We start from the raw sequence: 17,552 nt of genomic DNA, 5'->3' as shown, positions 1-17,552 counted from the left end.
GATGAACCCCTGTTTGTGAGTACGCAGAAGACCTGGATAGCATCGGTTTACGTGACCACTGTGCGGCTGAACTCAGCAGATCCAGTCTCCATCGCCACCGACGCCTTGATCGTCGGCTTCAGGTCAGGACAGGACGGCCCGCGCGCCGCCACGGGCGCCGAGTCGCTCGAGGCCGCCTTCGGCGGCAAGCTCGCCGACTCCCTCCGCGCCGTCGCCTTCACCGGCAAGGCCGGCGAGGTGGCCAAGCTTCCCACGTTCGGCGCCATCGCCGCCCCGCTGCTGGTCGCGGTGGGTCTGGGCGACTCGCCCGACGCCGAAGGCCTGCGCCGCGCCGCCGGCGCCGCCGTACGGTCGCTCGCCGGCACCTCCAGGGCCGCGCTCGCCCTGCCCACCGGCACGCCCGAGGAGACCGAGGCCGTCGCGCTCGGCGGCCTGCTCGGCGCGTACGCCTTCGCCCGTTACCGCACGAACGGCGAGCAGAAGGCCCCGGTCGCCGAGCTCACCGTGGTCTCGGGCCAGCCCGACGGCGTCGCCGAGCGCGCGGGCGTGCTGGCCGACTCGGTCGCCCTGGTCCGCGACCTGGTCAACACGCCTCCGTCCGACCTGTGGCCGGCCAAGTTCGCCGAGATCGCCGAGCAGGAGGGCAACAAGGCCGGGCTGAGCGTCGAGGTGCTCGACGACAAGCAGCTCAAGGACGGCGGCTACGGCGGCCTCATCGGCGTCGGCCAGGGCTCGGCCAACCCGCCGCGCCTGGTCCGCCTCTCCTACACCCACCCCGAGGCCGGCAAGCGGCTGGCGTTCGTGGGCAAGGGCATCACGTTCGACTCCGGCGGCCTGTCGCTCAAGCCGTCGGCCTCGATGGACTGGATGAAGTCCGACATGGGCGGCGCGGGCGCGGTGCTCGGCGCCATGATCGGCATCGCCCGGCTCGGCCTGCCGGTCAACGCCGTCGGCTACCTCTGCCTGGCCGAGAACCTGCCGAGCGGCACCGCCCAGCGCCCCTCCGACGTCATCCACAGCTACAGCGGCAAGACCGTCGAGGTGCTCGACACCGACGCCGAGGGCCGCCTGGTGCTCATGGACGGCATCGCCAGGGCCGCGCAGGACGAGCCCGACCTGATCGTCGACGTGGCCACGCTCACCGGCGCGCAGATCGTCGCGCTCGGCTGGCGCACGGCCGGCGTCATGGCCAACGACGACGCCGCCAGGGAGCTGGTCGTCGAGGCCGCGAAGGCGGCGGGCGAGGGCGCGTGGGGCATGCCGCTCCCGGAGGAGCTGCGCAAGGGCCTCGACTCGCCGATCGCCGACATCGCCAACCTCCAGCCGGAGCGATGGGGCAGCATGCTGGCGGCGGGCATCTTCCTGAAGGAATTCGTGCCCGACGGCGTGCGCTGGGCCCACATCGACATGGCCGGCCCCGCCTTCAACAAGGGCGAGCCGTACGGTTACACCCCGAAGGGCGGCACGGGTGCCATCACCCGTACCCTCATCGGACTCGCAGAGCGGCACGCGAGCATCTGAAACAAATGAAAAGATGACGGCATCACGAACACCCCGACAAGGAGCCTTCCTGTGGCCTATGACATCGTCGTCCTAGGTGGCGGCAGCGGCGGTTACGCCTGCGCGCTTCGGGCGGCTGAGCTGGGCAAGTCGGTCGCGCTGATCGAAAAGGACAAGATCGGCGGCACCTGCCTCCACAGGGGATGCATCCCCACGAAGGCCCTGCTGCACTCCGCCGAGGTCGCCGACGAGACCCGCGAGAGCGAGTCCTACGGCGTCAAGGCGCGCTTCGACGGCATCGACGTGCAGGGCGTGCACGCGTTCAAGGACAAGATCGTGACGCGGGCCTGGAAGGGCGTGCAGGGCCTGCTGAAGTCCGCGGGCGTGACGATCGTCGAGGGCGAGGGCCGCCTGGTCGGCCCCAACCGGATCCAGGTGGGCTCGGAGGTCGTCGAGGGCCGCAACCTCGTCCTGGCCACCGGCTCGGCGCCCAAGTCGCTGCCGGGCCTGGAGATCGACGGCGAGCGCGTCATCACCAGCGAGCACACCCTGAAGATGGGCCGCGTGCCCACGTCCGTCATCGTGCTGGGCGGCGGCGTGATCGGCGTCGAGCTGGCGAGCGTCTACCGCTCGTTCGGGGCCGAGGTCACGATCGTCGAGGCGCTGCCGCACCTGCTGCCGACCGAGGAGGAGTCCAGCTCCAAGCTGCTGGAGCGGGCCTTCCGCCGCCGCGGCATCAAGTACGAGCTGGGCGTCTTCTTCGACACCGCCAAGACCACCGAGACGGGTGTGGTCGTCACGCTGGCCAACGGCAAGACCCTCGACGCCGAGCTGCTGCTCGTCGCGGTCGGCCGCGGCGCGGTGTCGGCAGGCATGGGCTTCGAGGAGCAGGGCATCGCCATCGAGCGCGGCGCGGTCGTGGTCGACGAGCACTGCCGGACCACCGTGCCCGGCGTCTACGCCATCGGCGACCTCATCCCGACCCTGCAGCTCGCCCACGCCGGGTTCGCGGAGGGGATCATGGTGGCCGAGCACATCGCCGGCCTCAACCCGCCGCCCATCGACTACGCGGGCGTGCCGCGCATCACCTACTCCGACCCCGAGGTGGCCTCGGTGGGGATCACGTCGGCGCAGGCGGCCGAGCGCGGTATCGAGATCGTCGAGCAGGTCTACGACCTCGCGGGAAACCCCAAGAGCCAGATCCTCGGCACCTCGGGCGCCGTGAAGGTCATCGCCCAGAAGGACGGCCCGGTCGTCGGTGTCCACATGGTGGGCCGGCGCATCGGCGAGCTCGTCACGGAGGGGCAGCTGATCTACAACTGGGAGGCGCTGCCCGCAGAGGTCGCCCAGCTCATCCACGCACACCCGACCCAGTCCGAGGCCATGGGTGAGGCGATGCTGGCCCTGGCCGGCAAGCCGCTGCACGTACACAACTAGTCCAAGCCCTCGAGATCAGAACGCGAGAGAAGAATAACGATGCCGGTCTCCGTACAAATGCCCCAGCTCGGCGAGAGCGTGACCGAGGGCACCGTAACCCGTTGGCTGAAGAAGGAGGGCGAGCGCGTCGAGGCCGACGAGCCGCTCCTCGAAGTGTCGACCGACAAGGTCGACACCGAGATCCCGTCGCCGGCCGCGGGTGTCCTCACGAAGATCGTCGTGGCTGAGGACGAGACGGTCGAGGTCGGGGCCGAGCTCGCCGTCATCGACGAGAAGGGCCAGGCGGCCGCCGCCGCCCCGGCGCCCGAGGCGGCGGCGCCCCCCGCGCCGGCTCCGCAGCCCGAGCCCGAGCCCGCCCCGGCTCCGCCGGTCTCCTCGATCCCGCAGCCGGCTCCCCCGCAGCCCGCTCCGGCCCCGGCTCCGGCGCCCGCCCCGGTCGCGGCCCCCGCTCCCGTCGCGCAGGCCGCTCCCCCGGTCGCGGAGGCCGCGCCGCTGCCGTCGGGTGAGAGCCCGTACGTGACGCCGCTGGTGCGCAAGCTGGCCAACGAGCACGGTGTCAACCTCGACGCGATCAACGGCACCGGCGTCGGCGGCCGCATCCGCAAGCAGGACGTGCTCGAGGCCGCCAAGGCCCAGCGCGAGAAGGCCGCCGCGGCCCAGGCCGCCCCCGTCGCGGCCCCGGCTCCGGCCGCCGCCCAGGCGGCGCCCGCCGCCGCTCCCGCCGCGCAGGCGCCGATCCCCGCGGGTCCCGAGCCCGTGGAGGTCGACACGACGCTGCGGGGCCGCACGGAGAAGATGACGCGGCTGCGCCAGACGATGTCGAAGCGGCTGGTCGAGTCGCTGCAGACGGCCGCGCAGCTCACCACGGTGGTCGAGGTCGACGTCACCAAGATCGCGCGGCTGCGCGACCAGGCGAAGGCCGACTTCCTGCGCCGCGAGGGCGTGAAGCTGTCGTTCATGCCGTTCTTCGAGCTGGCCGCCATCGAGGCGCTCAAGCAGCACCCGAAGCTCAACGCGACGATCAACAACGAGACCATGGAGGTCACGTACTTCGACGTCGAGCACCTGGGCATCGCGGTCGACACCGAGCGCGGGCTGATCGCGGCGGTCATCAAGAACGCCGGCGACCTCAACCTCGCCGGGCTGGCCCGCAAGACGGCCGACCTGGCCGATCGCACGCGCGCCAACAAGGTGACGCCGGACGAGATCACCGGCGGCACCTTCACGCTGACCAACACCGGCAGCCGTGGGGCCCTGTTCGACACGCCGATCCTCAACCAGCCGCAGGTCGGCATGCTGGGCACCGGCGCCGTCGTCAAGCGGCCCGTCGTGATCGACACGCCTGAGGGCGAGGTCATCGCGGTCCGGTCGATGGTCTACCTGGCGCTGACGTACGACCACCGCCTGGTGGACGGCGCGGACGCGGCCCGCTTCCTCACGACGGTCAAGCGCCGTCTCGAGGAGGGCCGCTTCGAGGCCCAGCTCGGCCTCGCCTGATCCTGGGCCTGATCCTGGGCCTGATCCTGGCGTTCGCGGCCGGGCGGCTCCCTTCCGGGGCCGCCCGGCCGTTCGCGTGCCCCGGGCCTGGCGCGGCTGGCGCGTCCGTGACGTGGGGCGGGCGTACTGTGGGGCTATGGCGATCATCGTGACGGGGGCGTCGGGGTTGCTCGGTTCGGCGCTGGTGCCGGCGTTGCGGGCCGAGGGGTGGGAGGTCGTCCGGCTCGTACGGCGCCGCCCGCGCGAAGCCGACGAGGCCTTCTGGGACCCGGCCGAGCAGGAGATCGACCAGGCCGCGCTCGAAGGGGCGCAGGCGGTCGTGCACCTGGCGGGCGCGTCCGTGGGCGACCGGCGGTGGACCCCGGCGTACAAGCGGGAGCTCGTCGCCAGCCGGGTCCAGGGCACGAGGGTGCTCGTGGACGCGATCGGCGCGCTGTCCGGCAAGCCCGAGGTGCTCCTGTCCGCCTCCGGGATCGACTTCTACGGCGACACCGGCGACCGAGTGATCGACGAGAGCCAGGGGAAGGGCAGCGGCTTCCTGGCGGATCTGTGCGGGCGCTGGGAGGGCGAGGCCAGACGGGCGGGCGAGGCCGGGGTCAGGACCGCGCAGATGCGGACCGGGCTGGTGCTCAGCGAGAAGGGCGGGGCGCTCGGCCGGATGCTGCCGATCTTCAGGATCGGGCTGGGGGCGCCGCTCGGGTCGGGGAAGCAGTACTGGTCGTGGATCGCCGTGGACGACTGGGTCGGGGCCGCGGTGCATGTCTTGAAAAATCGTGACATTACAGGACCAGTCAATTTCACCTCTCCCTCGCCCGTGACCAACGCCGAATTCACCCGCACCCTCGGAAAAGCCCTGCGCAGGGGCACGGTGCCGATCCCGGTGCCCGGCTTCGCGCTGTCCGCGGGGCTCGGCGAGTTCGCCCGCGAGGCGCTGCTGCCCGGCCACCGCGTCGAGCCGAGGAAGCTGCTCGACAGCGGCTATGTGTTCGCCCATACCCGCCTCGACGAGGCGCTGAGCGCCGTACTGTAGTGAACCGTCCGTCTTCAACAGGTGGGAGAATCTTGACATGAGCCGGTCAGGACAGTCACACATCCTCGCCATCGGGGGCGGGTCCTTCCGCCCGAGCAGGCGCTACAGCTTCCTCGAGGCCAGCGCGCTGCTGCGGTACGGCCTCGACCTGACCGGGCAGGACCGGCCGAAGCTGGGCCTGGTCGCCACCGCGGTGGGCGACTCGGACGACTGGATCCTGAAGATGTACGGCGCCTTCGCCGGGTGGGACGTCGAGTTGAGCCATCTCACCGTGTTCCCGATGCCCAATGTCGAGGATCCCGGGGCGTGGATGCTCGAACAGGACATGATCTACGTGAGCGGCGGCAGTGTGGCCAACCTGATGGCCCTGTGGCGGTTGCACGGCCTTGACGAGGCGTTCGAGGAGGCGTGGCGGGCCGGGGTGGTGCTTTCCGGCCAGAGCGCGGGCGCGCTGTGCTGGCACGTCGGCGGCAACACCGACTCCTTCGGACCCGACCTGCGCGTGTGGGCCGAGGGGATGGCGCTGCTCCCCTACTCGTGCGGCGTCCACTACGACTCCGACCCGCAGCGCCGGCCGCTGCTGCAGGAGTCGGTGGCCAGTGGCGAGCTGCCGTCCGGATACGCCGCCGACGAGGGTGTGGGGCTCCACTACGTCGGCACGGAGTTCATCCAGGCGGTGACCGTCGAGCCGGGCGGCTACGCGTACCGGGTGGAGAGCGACGGGGCCGGCGGGGTCAAGGAGTTCAGGATCGAGCCTCGACTCCTTACCCCCTGATTACCCTTCGCGGGGGCGGGACCGGCACAATAGGCTCATGCGCCCCATCGACGGGGACGATCCCCACGCACTCGCCATCGTCCGTCTCGGCGTCGACGTCCCCTACGAGCAGGCCTGGTCGCTGCAGCGCTGGGTGCACGGCAAGCGGGTCGCCGGAGAGCTGGGCGACACCGTCCTGTTCCTGGAGCACGCGCCCGTCTACACCGCGGGCAAGCGCACCGCCCCGGACGAGCGTCCGGCCGACGGGACCCCGGTCGTCGACGTCGACCGGGGCGGCCGGTTGACCTGGCACGGGCCCGGGCAGCTGGTGGCCTACCCGATCGTCGGCGTCACCGACGTCAACGCGTACGCCTGCCGCCTCGCGGAGGCCATGATCCAGATCTGCGCCGACTTCGGCGTCACGGCGAGACAGGTGCGGGGGCGCGGGGGCGTCTGGGCGGTCGGCGATCCCAGCCTGGGCCTGCCCGACCGCCAGCTCGGCGCGGTCGGGCTGCGCGTCGCCCGCGGCGTCACCATGCACGGCTTCTCGCTCAACTGCGCCAACGACCCCCGCTGGTTCAACCGCATCGCGCCGTGCGGCATCCCCGACGTCGGCGTCTCCTCGCTGTCGGCGGAGACCGGCCGCCGCATCGTGGTGGAGGAGGTCATGCCGATCGCGGAGAAGCGGCTGGCGGAGGCCCTCGGCATGGAGTCGTACGATCTCCACGAAGAGGACCTTCTCCGCAGATGACCCACGGCCTACGATCGGCCGTGTGAAGCGCGTCCTGGCTCTCTTACTCGCCCTTCTGGTCCACCTGCTGACGCTCGGCTTCGTCGCGCTGGGCGCGTGGGTGATCCTGGGGTACCCCGCCTCCCTGCTCGCGTGGCTGTTCGGCGGCGCGAGCCTGGCCATCGGGTGGGCGCTGCGGCCGCGCCTGGGCGGCCTGCCCGCCGACGCCGAGCTGCTCGACCGCTCGTCGGCCTCCGAGCTGTACGGCGCCGCGGAGCGCGTGGCCGACCGGGTCGGCGTCCGGCGGCCGCGCAAGGTCGCCGTCATGGACCTGGACCCCGACACGCGCTTCGACCGCGTGGGCCCGCTGCGTACCCCCATCTTGATGATCGGGCTGCCGCTGTGGCTGGCGCTGCCGCCCAGGCAGCGCGTCGCCCTGCTGGCCACGGCGTACGCGCGGGTGCCGACCGGCGACGAGCTCGTCGTGAGCGGGGCGCTGTTCACCCTGGAGGCGTGGCGGGACGCGCTGCTGGGGGCCGAGCCGCTGCGGATCAGGGAGGAGGCCCAGACCAAGATCGCGGCCTCCTCGCTGGGCGCGGTGGACCACCCGGGGACCACGTACGAGGTGGCGGGGATGTTCGGCCGCCTGCTCGGGCGGGTGCTCGGCGGGCCCGTGCTCCTGGTCCGGTACGCGCTGACCCGGCTGGCCCGCGCCGGCGAGAGCCGTACCCTGGCCCGGCAGCGGCAGCTGGCCCGGCGGGCGGCCTCCGAACAGGACCTCGCCGAGCTCGACGGGCTGGCCCGCGGCGGCTACCTGGCGCCGATGCAGGCGGCGGCGCTGCGCGGCGAGAGCGTGGCGGCCATCAGGCAGGGCGCGCTGGCCCGCTCCAGGCTCACCGACGACGGGGTGCTCACCACTCCCCCGCACTCGGAGCTGCTCGGCACGCGTGAGTCCGAACGCGTCGACGACGAGTTGCTCGCCCACTACACGCGCGCGATCCGCGGCTTCGGCCTCATCTCCTGACCCCCGGCCGGGCTGCTTTTCCAGGAGACGTAAGCTGGGGAACGTGACCGTTGCCCCTGAAGGCCGAAAGCTCCTCCGCCTGGAGGTGCGTAACGCCGAAACCCCTATCGAGCGCAAGCCCCCGTGGATCAAGACCAAGCTGAAGACGGGCCCCGAATACACCGAGCTGAAATCGCTCGTGCGCCGGGAGGGCCTGCACACGGTCTGTGAAGAGGCGGGCTGTCCCAATATCTACGAGTGCTGGGAAGACCGCGAGGCGACCTTCCTCATCGGCGGCGACCAGTGCACGCGCCGCTGCGACTTCTGCCAGATCGACACGGGCAAGCCGAAGGAGTACGACCGCGACGAGCCGCGCCGCGTGGCCGAGTCCGTGCAGCAGATGGGCCTGAAGTACGCGACCGTGACCGGCGTCGCCCGCGACGACCTGCCCGACGGCGGCGCCTGGCTCTACGCCGAGACGGCCCGCCAGATCCACGGGCTGCTGCCCGGGTGCGGCGTCGAGCTGCTGGTGCCCGACTTCAACGGCAACCGCGACCAGCTGGAGGAGGTCTTCTCCAGCCGGCCCGAGGTGTTCGCGCACAACGTCGAGACGGTGCCGCGGATCTTCAAGCGGATCCGTCCCGCGTTCCGCTACGAGCGGTCGCTCGCGGTGATCACGACGGCCCGCGAGGCCGGGCTGGTCACCAAGTCCAACCTGATCCTGGGCATGGGCGAGACGCGCGAGGAGGTCGTCGAGGCCATGCGCGACCTGCACGCGGCCGGCACCGACCTGCTGACCATCACCCAGTACCTGCGGCCCACGCCCCGGCACCATCCGGTGGAGCGGTGGGTGAAGCCCGAGGAGTTCGTGGAGCTGCAGGCGGAGGCCGAGGCCATCGGGTTCGCCGGTGTGCTGTCGGGGCCGCTCGTGCGCTCGTCGTACCGGGCGGGCCGCCTCTACAAGCAGGCCATCGAGGCTCGCCAGACGGCCTGACCTCCCAACCTCCGGCCCCGGGACCCGTGCGGTCCCGGGGCTGCTTCATCATCGTTGGAAGTCCTTTGACGGCTGGCTACTGTTTTCGGCATGCCGGAGTCTTTCGATCAACTGTCCTTTGACGGCCTCCCGCCGGGATTGCGCTACATCGCCGGCTGGCTTGCTCCCGACGCCTGCGCGTCGTTGCTCTCGTCCCTCGACGCCGCCGAGTGGTCGACACAACTGCGCCGGCGAGTGCAGCACTACGGCCACCGCTACGACTACGGCCGCCGAAGTGTGGCGAGGGATCCCCTGGTCGCCGCCGCTCCACCGATCCCGGGATGGGCACGAGAGCACGCCGTGCGCCTGGTCCGCGAAGGAGTCATGGACAGCGAGGCGAACCAGGTGATCATCAACGAGTACCAGCCGGGTCAGGGCATCAGCCCACACGTCGACTGCGTGCCCTGTTTCGGCCCGGTCGTCGCGGCGATCTCCCTGGGCTCCGCCTGCGTCATGGACTTCACCCATCCCGCCGACGGTACGAAGGCGGCGATATCGCTCGCCCCCGGCAGCCTGTGCGTCATGTCAGGACCTGCCCGATACACCTGGCGCCACAGCATCGCCGCACGCAAGAGCGACCCCACCACGGCAGGCCGCGTCCCGCGCACGCGGCGCGTCTCAGTGACCTTCCGCACCGTCAACGACCCGGCACCGTGACCGGCACCGTGACCGGCACCGTGACCGGCACCGTGACCGGACTCTCGGCTGCTGCTTGATGCGGCGCGTTAGCATGGCGGGCAGCCGACCCCCGGGAGCGGACATGGCGGTTCTGATCCGCACGAGCGACCTGCCCGCCAAGCGACGTCACGACGCCTGGCGGAGCATCGTGTGTGACACGCTCGGCCCGCTCGACTGCAGGATCGCCCCCGGCGCCCCGCTGCGGGGCGAGATCGTGACCGGCGGGCTGGGCTCGGTCACCGTCGGCCGGATCCGCACGTCCACGCCCCACAGCGTGCACCGCACCCCGGGCATGATCGACAGCGGCAGCCCCGAGATGTACCGCGTCGTGCTGGCCCTGGAGGGCAGCCCGCGGCTCTCCCAGGACGGGCGGGACGCGCAGCTCGGCCGGGGCGACTTCGCGATCTACGACTTCACCAGGCCCTACGAGCTGGCCTACGACTCGGCGGTGCGGCTCGCGCTGTTCAGCTTCCCGCGCGACCTGCTCGCGCTGCCGTCCGGCGCCGTGGACGCGCTCGCCGCCGTCCCCATCACCGCCGAGACCGGCGCCGCCGCGCTGGCCGTGCCACTGCTGCGCCGGGTGGCCGAGGACATCGAGACGTACCGGCCGGGCAGCGCCGCCAGGCTGTCGGGCATCGTGACCGACCTGGTCAGCACCGCCGTCGCCGAACACGTCGAGCTGACGCGGGCGTTACCGGAGGACTCCCGGCAGCGCGTGCTGCTGATGGAGATCCACGCCTTCATCGAGCAGCGGCTGGGCGACATCGGCCTCGACCCGGCCACGGTCGCCGCCGCGCACCACATCTCCGTGCGCTACCTGCACCGCCTGTTCGAGGCGGAGCACACCACGGTGGCCGCCTGGATCCGGCAGCGGCGGCTGGAGCGGTGCCGCGCGGAGCTGGCCTCGGGCGGCACCCGGTCCGTGAGCGAGATCGGGGCCCGGTGGGGGCTGCCGGACTCGGCCCACTTCAGCAGGCTCTTCAAGAGCGCGTACGGGACGCCGCCCGCCGAATACCGGCGCCTGAACACCGTGCGCTGAACGTCAATCCGCCTGGCGCCCAGATCCAAGACCGGCACCCCCTTCGATCGGCAGACTGAAGGCACATCGAAGGAAGGGATGAGGAAAATGCAGCTGTTCGTCAATCTGCCGGTCAAGGATCTCGAGCGGTCGAAGAAGTTCTTCGCCGAGCTCGGCTTCAACCTGTTCGGCATGGCCGAGGGCATGGCGTCGGTGATCATCAGTGAGCAGGCCCAGGTCATGCTGCTGACCGAGCCGACGTTCGGCTCGTACATCACCAAGGAGATCGCCGCCGCCGACACGGCCACGGAGGCGATCCTGGTGCTGGGCATGGAGAACCCGGCCCAGGTGGACGAGCTGGTCGACAAGGCGCTGGCGCTCGGCGCCACCCCGGCGGGCGTGAAGCAGGAGGACGGCATCCGCTACCAGCGCGGCTTCGCCGACCTCGACGGACACCACTGGGAGGCGCTGTGCCTGGCGCAGCCGGCCGCCTGAGCGGCAAGGCGATCTCGCCGGACGGGACCGCCATCGCCTTCGACAGCTACGGCGAGGGGCCCGCGGTCGTCCTGGTCCACGGCGCGTTCGGGGTGCGGGGCCACGTCACGCTGGCCGGCGTGGCGGCCGCCCTGGCGCCGTGGTTCACGGTGTACGACTACGACCGCCGGGGGCGCGGCGACAGCGGGGACACCCAGCCGTACGCGGTCGAGCGCGAGATCGAGGATCTGGCGGCGGTCATCGAGGCGGCGGGCGGGTCGGCCATGGTGTTCGGGGGCTCGTCGGGGGCCGCGCTGGCGCTGGAGGCCGCGGTGCGGAATCCGGCCGTCACGAAGCTGGCCCTGTGGGAGCCGCCGTACCACGTGGACGACAGCGCGCCCCCGCTCCCGGACGACTTCGCCGCGCGGCTGGAGGCGCTGGTGAGGGCGGGCAGGCGGGGCGAGGCCGTCGAGCGGTTCATGGTGGAGGCGGCCGAGGCGCCGCCGGAGGCGGTGGCCGCGATGCGCGCGCAGCCGTCCTGGGCGCAGATCGAGGCGCTGGCCCACACCCTCGCCTACGAGGCCGCCGTGCTGGGGCCGGGCAACGCGCTGCCCACCGCGCGGCTGGCCGCCGTCAGGCAGCCGACGCTGGTGCTGAACGGCGAGGACAGCCCCGGGTGGATGTCGAACGCGGGGCTGGCGGTCGCGGCGGCCGTGCCGGGCGCGGTACGGCGGGTCCTGGAGGGCCAGGCGCACAACGTGGCCCCGCAGGCGCTGGTGCCCGAGCTCCTGGAGTTCTTCGCCACCGCCTGAGCCCTCCGCCTGAGCCCTCCGCCTGAGCCCTCATGAAGCCCTGCCCGAGCCACCGCCTGAGCCCCCCTGAGCCCCCCTGAGCCCCAGCCCGAGCCTCATATGAGCCCCGCGCGAGCTGGTGGAGACTGGGCTCGTGGACTTCGACGAACTCATCGCCCGGCTCGACCTCCGCGCCAAGGTCCGCCTGCTCACCGGGGCCGGCATGTGGTCGCTCCCGCCGCTGCCCGAGATCGGCCTCGATCGGCTCGTCATGAGCGACGGCCCGATCGGCGTGCGCGGCGAGCAGTGGAGCGCGGTCGATCCCTCGATCGCGCTGCCCAGTCCGACCGCGCTGGCCGCCACCTGGGACGTGGACCTGGTCCGCCGGGTGGGCCGGCTGCTGGCCCAGGAGGCCCGGCTCAAGGGCGTGCACGTGCTCCTCGCCCCCACGATCAACCTGCACCGCTCCCCGCTCGGAGGCCGGCATTTCGAGTGCTTCTCCGAGGACGCGTACCTGACGGGCGAGATCGGCGCCGCGTACGTCGAGGGCGTCCAGGAGGGCGGGGTGGCCACCACCCCGAAGCACTTCGTGGCCAACGACTTCGAGACCGACCGCTTCACCGCGGACGTCCGGGTGAGCGAGAAGGCGCTGCGCGAGGTCTATCTGCGGCCGTTCGAGCGGGTGGTGCGGGCCGGGGCGTGGGGCCTCATGACCGCCTGCAACTCGGTCAACGGCACGACCATGACCGAGCACGCCGAGCTGGTGAACGGGGTGCTGAAGGGCGAGTGGGGGTTCGACGGGTTCGTGGTGTCGGACTGGACGGCGGTGCGGACGACCGAGGCCGCGGCGCTGGGCGGCACCGACGTGGCGATGCCGGGCCCGCACGGGCCGTGGGGAGAGAGGCTGGAGGCCGCCGTGCGGGAGGGGCGGGTGCCCGAGCCGGTCGTGGACGATCGGGTACGCCGCATCCTGCGCCTGGCCCACCGCGTCGGAGCCCTGCACGGCTCGAAGCCGCCTCCCGCCGAGGAGCGAGCCGCCACCGACGCCGCGGAAACGCCGGCCGCCGATGAGCGACCCGCCGTCGACGGGGTGGCGCTGGCGCGTGAGGTGGCCACGCGCGGCTTCACGCTGCTCACCAACGACGGCATCCTGCCGTTCCGGCAGGTCAGGACCATCGCCCTGATCGGGGCGGCCGCCGCGGAGGCGCGCGTCATGGGCGGCGGGAGCGCGCAGGTCTTCCCGGGCCGGATCGTCTCGCCGCTGCAGGGGCTCGGCGAGCGGGCCGAGGTCCGGTACGCGCTCGGCACCGGCCCCCGGATCCGCCTGTCCCCGCTCCCCGGCCCGGCCATGGCCGCCTTCCTGGACGCCGATGGCGCGGTGCTGTCGGAGCAGCCGCTGGCCACGGCCGAGGCACGGTGGATCGGCCAGTTGCCGCCGGGCGTGGACGGCGACCGGCTGGCGGCGGTCCGGCTGCGTACCACGTACACACCGGATGTTTCGGGCGAGCACCAGCTGTCGGTCGCGGGCGTGGGCGCCTTCACCGTCGCCGTCGACGGCGAGAGCGTCTTCGACGGGAGCATCGGCCCGGCCGGCGACGACCCCGCCATGGCGTTCCTGTCGCCGCCCGAGCGGCGGATCAGCCTGCCCATGGCCGCCGGGCAGGCGTACGAGGTGGTCGTGACGCATCCGGCCGGGGCGTTCGGCGGGATGGCGTTCGTGTCCTTCACGGCCGGCCACGCGAACCCCGGCCCCGGCGAGGACGAGCTCATGGCCGAGGCCGCGCGGGTGGCGGCGGAGTGCGACGTGGCGGTGGTCGTGGCCGCGACCACGCCCGAGGTGGAGAGCGAGGGCTTCGACCGCGCGGACCTCAGGCTGCCGGGGCGGCAGGACGAGCTGATCCACGCGGTGGCCGCGGCCAACCCGCGCACCGTCGTGGTGGTCAACGCGGGTTCGCCGGTCGAGCTGCCGTGGGCGGAGGAGGTGGCGGCCGTGCTGCTCACCTGGTTCCCGGGGCAGGAGGCGGGGGCGGCGCTGGCGGACGTGCTGTTCGGGGACGCCGAGCCGGGCGGGCGGCTGCCCACGACGTGGCCGCGGCGGCTGGCGGACGCTCCTGTGGTCGACGTGACGCCGGTGGACGGTGTGGTGGCCTATGAGGAGGGGACCTCGATCGGCTACCGGGCGTGGGAGCGTACGGGCCGCGCGCCGGCGTTCTGGTTCGGGCACGGGCTGGGCTACACGACCTGGTCGTACGACTCGATCGCGGCCGAGGGCACGAGCGTGACGGTGGCGGTCACCAACACCGGCGACCGCCCGGGCCGCGAGGTCGTGCAGGTGTACGCCGACAGGGCGCTGGCCGGGTTCGACGTGGTCGAGGCGGCGCCCGGGGAGACCGTGATCACGACCGTGTTCCTGCCCGAGCGGGCCTTCCAGGTCTGGGAGGAGGGCGGCTGGCGGACCGTCGAGGGCGTTCACACGGTCGAGGCGGGCCGCCACGCGGCCGATCCGCGCCTGTCCGCGACCGTGAAGATCTAGCCGTGCGCGAAATGGCGGGGTCACGTTTTCCATACCGCACCTGTTGGTTTGTATCCTTCAGAGCATGGCAAAGTCCGAGGATCCAGAGAAGCCGGGGCGCATCAAGCAGCTCCGCATGATCGCGCAGATCATCAAGCAGGCCAACCCCAAGGGGTTGCCCATCGTCTTTCTCTCGGCGGTGGGCACGCTGGCTGTGGTCGTCGTGATCGGCCTGGTCACGGACTACTTGTGGTATTCGGTGTTCATCGGTGTGCTGGCCGCGCTCACGGTTGGTCTGGTGGTCTTCGGGCAGCTCGCCCAGAAGGCCCAATATTCGATCCTGCACGGCCAGACGGGTGCCGCGGCGGCGGTGCTGCAGGGCATGCGCGGCAACTGGCAGGTCACCCCTGCCATCGCGGTCAACCGCGACCAGGACCTCATCCATCTCGTGGTCGGCTATCCGGGCGTCGTGCTGGTGTCCGAGGGGCCGGGCAACCGGGTGGCGAAGATGCTGGCGGCCGAGAAGAAGCGGGTCGCGCGGGTGGTCCTGGGCATCGAGATCTACGACATCCAGTGCGGTGACGGCGAGGGGCAGGTGCCGCTCGGCAAGCTGCAGCGCCACCTGATGAAGCTGCCGCGCAACCTCAAGAAGCCCGCGGTCAACGAGGTGAAGGACCGGCTGCGCTCGCTGCCGAAGAACATGCCGCTGCCCAAGGGCCCCATGCCCAAGGGCGCGCGCATGCCGCGCGGCCCCAAGATGCGCTAGTGCTGTCCTCCTCCGCACGGGCCAACCGCTGGTGGTGGGACGGCAACGCCGACGACTACCAGCTCGAACACGGCGAGTTCCTGCGGGACACCGGGTTCGTGTGGTGTCCCGAGGGAGTCGACGAGGCCGACGCGCACCTCCTCGGCGAGGTGCGCGGACGGCGCGTGCTCGAGATCGGCTGCGGGGCGGCGCAGTGCGCCCGCTGGCTGGTGACGCAGGGCGCGCAGGTGGCCGCCTTCGACGTCTCCCACCGGCAGCTGCGCCACTCCCGGCGCATCGACCTCGACACGGGGCTGCGCGTGCCCGTGGTCCAGGCCGACGCCGAGTCGCTGCCGTTCGCCGCGGCCGCCTTCGACCTGGCCTGCTCGGCGTTCGGCGCGCTGCCGTTCGTGGCCGACCCGCTCGCCGTCTTCCGCGAGGTGCGGCGGGTGCTCAGGCCGGGCGGCCGGTTCGTGTTCTCGGTGAGCCATCCGATCCGGTGGGCGTTCCCGGACGATCCGGGGCCGCGCGGGCTGACGTCCGACCGGTCCTACTTCGACCGTTCCCCTTACGAGGAGCACGACGAACGGGGCACGGTCACGTACGCCGAGCACCACCGCACCATGGGCGACTGGGTGAATCTGCTGGTCGCCTCCGGGCTGACCGTCACGGGGCTGATGGAGCCCGAGTGGCCGGAGGGGCACGAGCGGGTGTGGGGCGGCTGGAGCCCGCTGCGCGGCCGTCACCTCCCGGGCACGGCCATTTTCAGCTGCGCGCGTACCTAGCGGCCATGGCGTGGAAGACCTCCTTGGGCTCCCAGCGCCGCTCGTCGAGCATCCTGACCACGCCGTAGGAGCCCAGGTCGGCCTCGCCGGGCCGGTTGAAGGCGGCGAACGTGAACCACAGCGCGGTCTCCACCCCCTCCTCCTCGAAGACGTCCATCAGCTCGGTGAAGTAACGCACCTGCTCGCCCTCGTCGCGCACCGCGCCGTCGGGCACCACCCAGGCCGAGCCGCCCTGTTCGCCCGCGCCGCGGTACGCGCAGGTGCCGAACTCCGTCACGGCGACCGGTTTGCCGTGCTTGAACTGGGCGCGTAGCTCGTCCGCGAAGTCCTGGGCGTTGTAGGCGGCGCGGTAGGCGTCCACGCCCGCCACGTCGAACGGGGCCCAGTCGACCGGCTCCCACGGCGCCGAGGCGTAGCTCAGCCGGCCGCCGAACAGCGGCCGCACGGTCTCGGCCACCTTCGCCAGGTAGGCGTTGAAGCGCGGCATGACCTGCATGAGGGACGTCCACCACTCCATGTCGCCGGCCATCATGGCGCCGAGCCGGTCGCCGTACCCGTCGCCGTCGATGAAGCCGTGGCCGAAGGCGGTGATCTCGCAGCCGGTGACCAGCACGACCTCGGCCCCGTCGCGGCGCACCGACTCGGCGCGCCGGGCCGCGTCCGCGAAGACCTCCAGCATCGCGTCCTGCGTGAGGTCCACGGGGAACGGGGTGAACCAGATCTCCAGCCCGGCCGCCGCGGCCTCCCTGGCGGCCGCCTCGACGCGCTCGGGGTCGCGGCCGGAGATGCGTACCGACGCGCAGTGCAGGTCTTCCGCGATCGTCCGCATGTCGCGCCGGACGTCCTCGAGGTGGAACGACCTGCGGCTCAGGCTGTCGCCCGGCAGAAACCCGACATCATAGTTGATCCCCTTTTTCATGATTTATCCCCTTTTTTACGTATGTGAGGCCGTGCTCCAGGAGGTCGAAGGCCAGCTCCACGTCACCCGCCAGGCGCCGGCCCGCCTCCTCCAGCGGCTCGCCCGTCGCGATGCGATGGAAGAAGGCCTCCTGGATGGTGGTGACGGCGGCGGTGATCTGCCCGGCCATGAGCCGCGCGGTCAGATCGTCGCCGGGGTAGGCCTCCCCGAGGGCCTCGGCCAGCTCGTAGCGCTCGCTCATGTGCATCGCGTGCAGCGCGCCCATCAGGGCCGGACTCGACCCGATCACCCGCACCCTGGCCAGCAGCGCCTCGACGTCCACCGCTCCCGCGCCTTGGGCGGCCATCGAGCGGTAGTGCTCGCGCAGCGCCTGAAGGGGCGAGCGCTCCTCCCCCCGCCCGGCCACGATCGCCGCCAGGTCCTCCTTGACCCCTTCGGTGACGAGGCAGTCCTTGGTCGGGAAGTAGTTGAACAGCGTCACCTTGGCGACCCCGGCCGCCTCGGCGATCTCGTTGACGGTCACCACGTCGTAGCCGCGCTCGTCGAACAGCCGCAGCGCCGCCTCGGCGATCCGCCGCCGCATCTGCTCCTTCTTCCGCTCCCTCAACCCCATGAGGGCAGCATAAACCGTACCGAGTACATTTTT

The 17,552-nt window shown here is 72.0% G+C and carries 17 protein-coding genes; 15 read left to right on the top strand and 2 right to left on the bottom strand.

Annotation, left to right across the window (positions count from 1 at the left end; all coding sequences use genetic code 11):
• Positions 1-51 precede the first annotated feature (51 nt).
• The 15 genes from ACWDX9_RS18530 to ACWDX9_RS18460 all read left to right on the top strand — a co-directional run bounded on the left by ACWDX9_RS18530 (position 52) and on the right by ACWDX9_RS18460 (position 15,987).
• Positions 52-1,521 (top strand): leucyl aminopeptidase, encoded by a 1,470-nt coding sequence (locus tag ACWDX9_RS18530; protein ID WP_397365893.1) that lies wholly within the window; start codon positions 52-54, stop codon positions 1,519-1,521.
• A 51-nt stretch (positions 1,522-1,572) separates the two neighbouring features.
• Positions 1,573-2,937 carry a dihydrolipoyl dehydrogenase gene (gene lpdA / locus ACWDX9_RS18525; protein WP_449955191.1) on the top strand — a complete coding sequence of 455 codons (1,365 nt, stop codon included), beginning with the start codon at positions 1,573-1,575 and terminating at the stop codon, positions 2,935-2,937.
• Between the two features lie 39 nt (positions 2,938-2,976).
• Positions 2,977-4,434: a 2-oxoglutarate dehydrogenase, E2 component, dihydrolipoamide succinyltransferase gene (gene sucB, locus ACWDX9_RS18520; protein WP_449955188.1), complete on the top strand. Its 1,458-nt coding sequence runs from the start codon at positions 2,977-2,979 to the stop codon at positions 4,432-4,434.
• A 136-nt stretch (positions 4,435-4,570) separates the two neighbouring features.
• Positions 4,571-5,464, top strand: coding sequence for a TIGR01777 family oxidoreductase (locus tag ACWDX9_RS18515; protein ID WP_449955185.1), 894 nt, complete (start codon positions 4,571-4,573; stop codon positions 5,462-5,464).
• 37 nt (positions 5,465-5,501) lie between these two features.
• On the top strand, positions 5,502-6,239 hold the full coding sequence (locus ACWDX9_RS18510) for a Type 1 glutamine amidotransferase-like domain-containing protein (protein ID WP_449955182.1): 738 nt from the start codon (positions 5,502-5,504) through the stop codon (positions 6,237-6,239).
• A 37-nt stretch (positions 6,240-6,276) separates the two neighbouring features.
• Positions 6,277-6,969 carry a lipoyl(octanoyl) transferase LipB gene (lipB, locus tag ACWDX9_RS18505; protein ID WP_449955180.1) on the top strand — a complete coding sequence of 231 codons (693 nt, stop codon included), beginning with the start codon at positions 6,277-6,279 and terminating at the stop codon, positions 6,967-6,969.
• A 22-nt stretch (positions 6,970-6,991) separates the two neighbouring features.
• The gene (locus tag ACWDX9_RS18500) at positions 6,992-7,972 is read left to right on the top strand and encodes a hypothetical protein (RefSeq protein WP_449955177.1); all 981 of its coding nucleotides are present in this window, start codon (positions 6,992-6,994) and stop codon (positions 7,970-7,972) included.
• A gap of 43 nt (positions 7,973-8,015) precedes the next feature.
• Positions 8,016-8,945, top strand: a complete 930-nt coding sequence (gene lipA, locus ACWDX9_RS18495; RefSeq protein ID WP_350728831.1) for a lipoyl synthase — start codon at positions 8,016-8,018, stop codon at positions 8,943-8,945.
• A 90-nt stretch (positions 8,946-9,035) separates the two neighbouring features.
• Entirely contained in the window at positions 9,036-9,641 is a 606-nt protein-coding gene (locus ACWDX9_RS18490; RefSeq protein WP_449955174.1) for an alpha-ketoglutarate-dependent dioxygenase AlkB, read from the top strand.
• A 103-nt stretch (positions 9,642-9,744) separates the two neighbouring features.
• On the top strand, positions 9,745-10,701 hold the full coding sequence (locus ACWDX9_RS18485) for an AraC-like ligand-binding domain-containing protein (RefSeq protein WP_449955171.1): 957 nt from the start codon (positions 9,745-9,747) through the stop codon (positions 10,699-10,701).
• Positions 10,702-10,779: 78 nt separating this feature from the next.
• The gene (locus ACWDX9_RS18480; protein ID WP_449955168.1) at positions 10,780-11,175 is read left to right on the top strand and encodes a VOC family protein; all 396 of its coding nucleotides are present in this window, start codon (positions 10,780-10,782) and stop codon (positions 11,173-11,175) included.
• Positions 11,151-11,966: an alpha/beta fold hydrolase gene (locus tag ACWDX9_RS18475; RefSeq protein WP_449955165.1), complete on the top strand. Its 816-nt coding sequence runs from the start codon at positions 11,151-11,153 to the stop codon at positions 11,964-11,966. The genes ACWDX9_RS18480 and ACWDX9_RS18475 overlap by 25 nt, the downstream gene beginning before the upstream one ends.
• A 133-nt stretch (positions 11,967-12,099) precedes the next feature.
• The gene (locus ACWDX9_RS18470) at positions 12,100-14,478 is read left to right on the top strand and encodes a glycoside hydrolase family 3 protein (RefSeq protein ID WP_449955163.1); all 2,379 of its coding nucleotides are present in this window, start codon (positions 12,100-12,102) and stop codon (positions 14,476-14,478) included.
• A gap of 64 nt (positions 14,479-14,542) precedes the next feature.
• Complete coding sequence (locus ACWDX9_RS18465; protein ID WP_350728818.1) at positions 14,543-15,223, top strand: DUF4191 domain-containing protein; 681 nt, start codon at positions 14,543-14,545, stop codon at positions 15,221-15,223.
• The gene (locus ACWDX9_RS18460; protein ID WP_449955160.1) at positions 15,223-15,987 is read left to right on the top strand and encodes a class I SAM-dependent methyltransferase; all 765 of its coding nucleotides are present in this window, start codon (positions 15,223-15,225) and stop codon (positions 15,985-15,987) included. Before ACWDX9_RS18465 ends, ACWDX9_RS18460 begins: the two co-directional genes overlap by 1 nt.
• Here the strand turns inward: ACWDX9_RS18460 and ACWDX9_RS18455 are convergent.
• Positions 15,968-16,906, bottom strand: coding sequence for a hypothetical protein (locus ACWDX9_RS18455; RefSeq protein WP_449955157.1), 939 nt, complete (start codon positions 16,904-16,906; stop codon positions 15,968-15,970). The two genes, ACWDX9_RS18460 and ACWDX9_RS18455, sit on opposite strands and share 20 nt — an antisense overlap.
• Positions 16,884-17,519, bottom strand: a complete 636-nt coding sequence (locus ACWDX9_RS18450) for a TetR/AcrR family transcriptional regulator (RefSeq protein ID WP_449955154.1) — start codon at positions 17,517-17,519, stop codon at positions 16,884-16,886. Before ACWDX9_RS18450 ends, ACWDX9_RS18455 begins: the two co-directional genes overlap by 23 nt.
• Positions 17,520-17,552: the final 33 nt, after the last annotated feature.

The sequence above is a fragment of the Nonomuraea sp. NPDC003201 genome (assembly GCF_053590415.1).
This window is presented reverse-complemented; position numbering and strand designations above follow the sequence as displayed.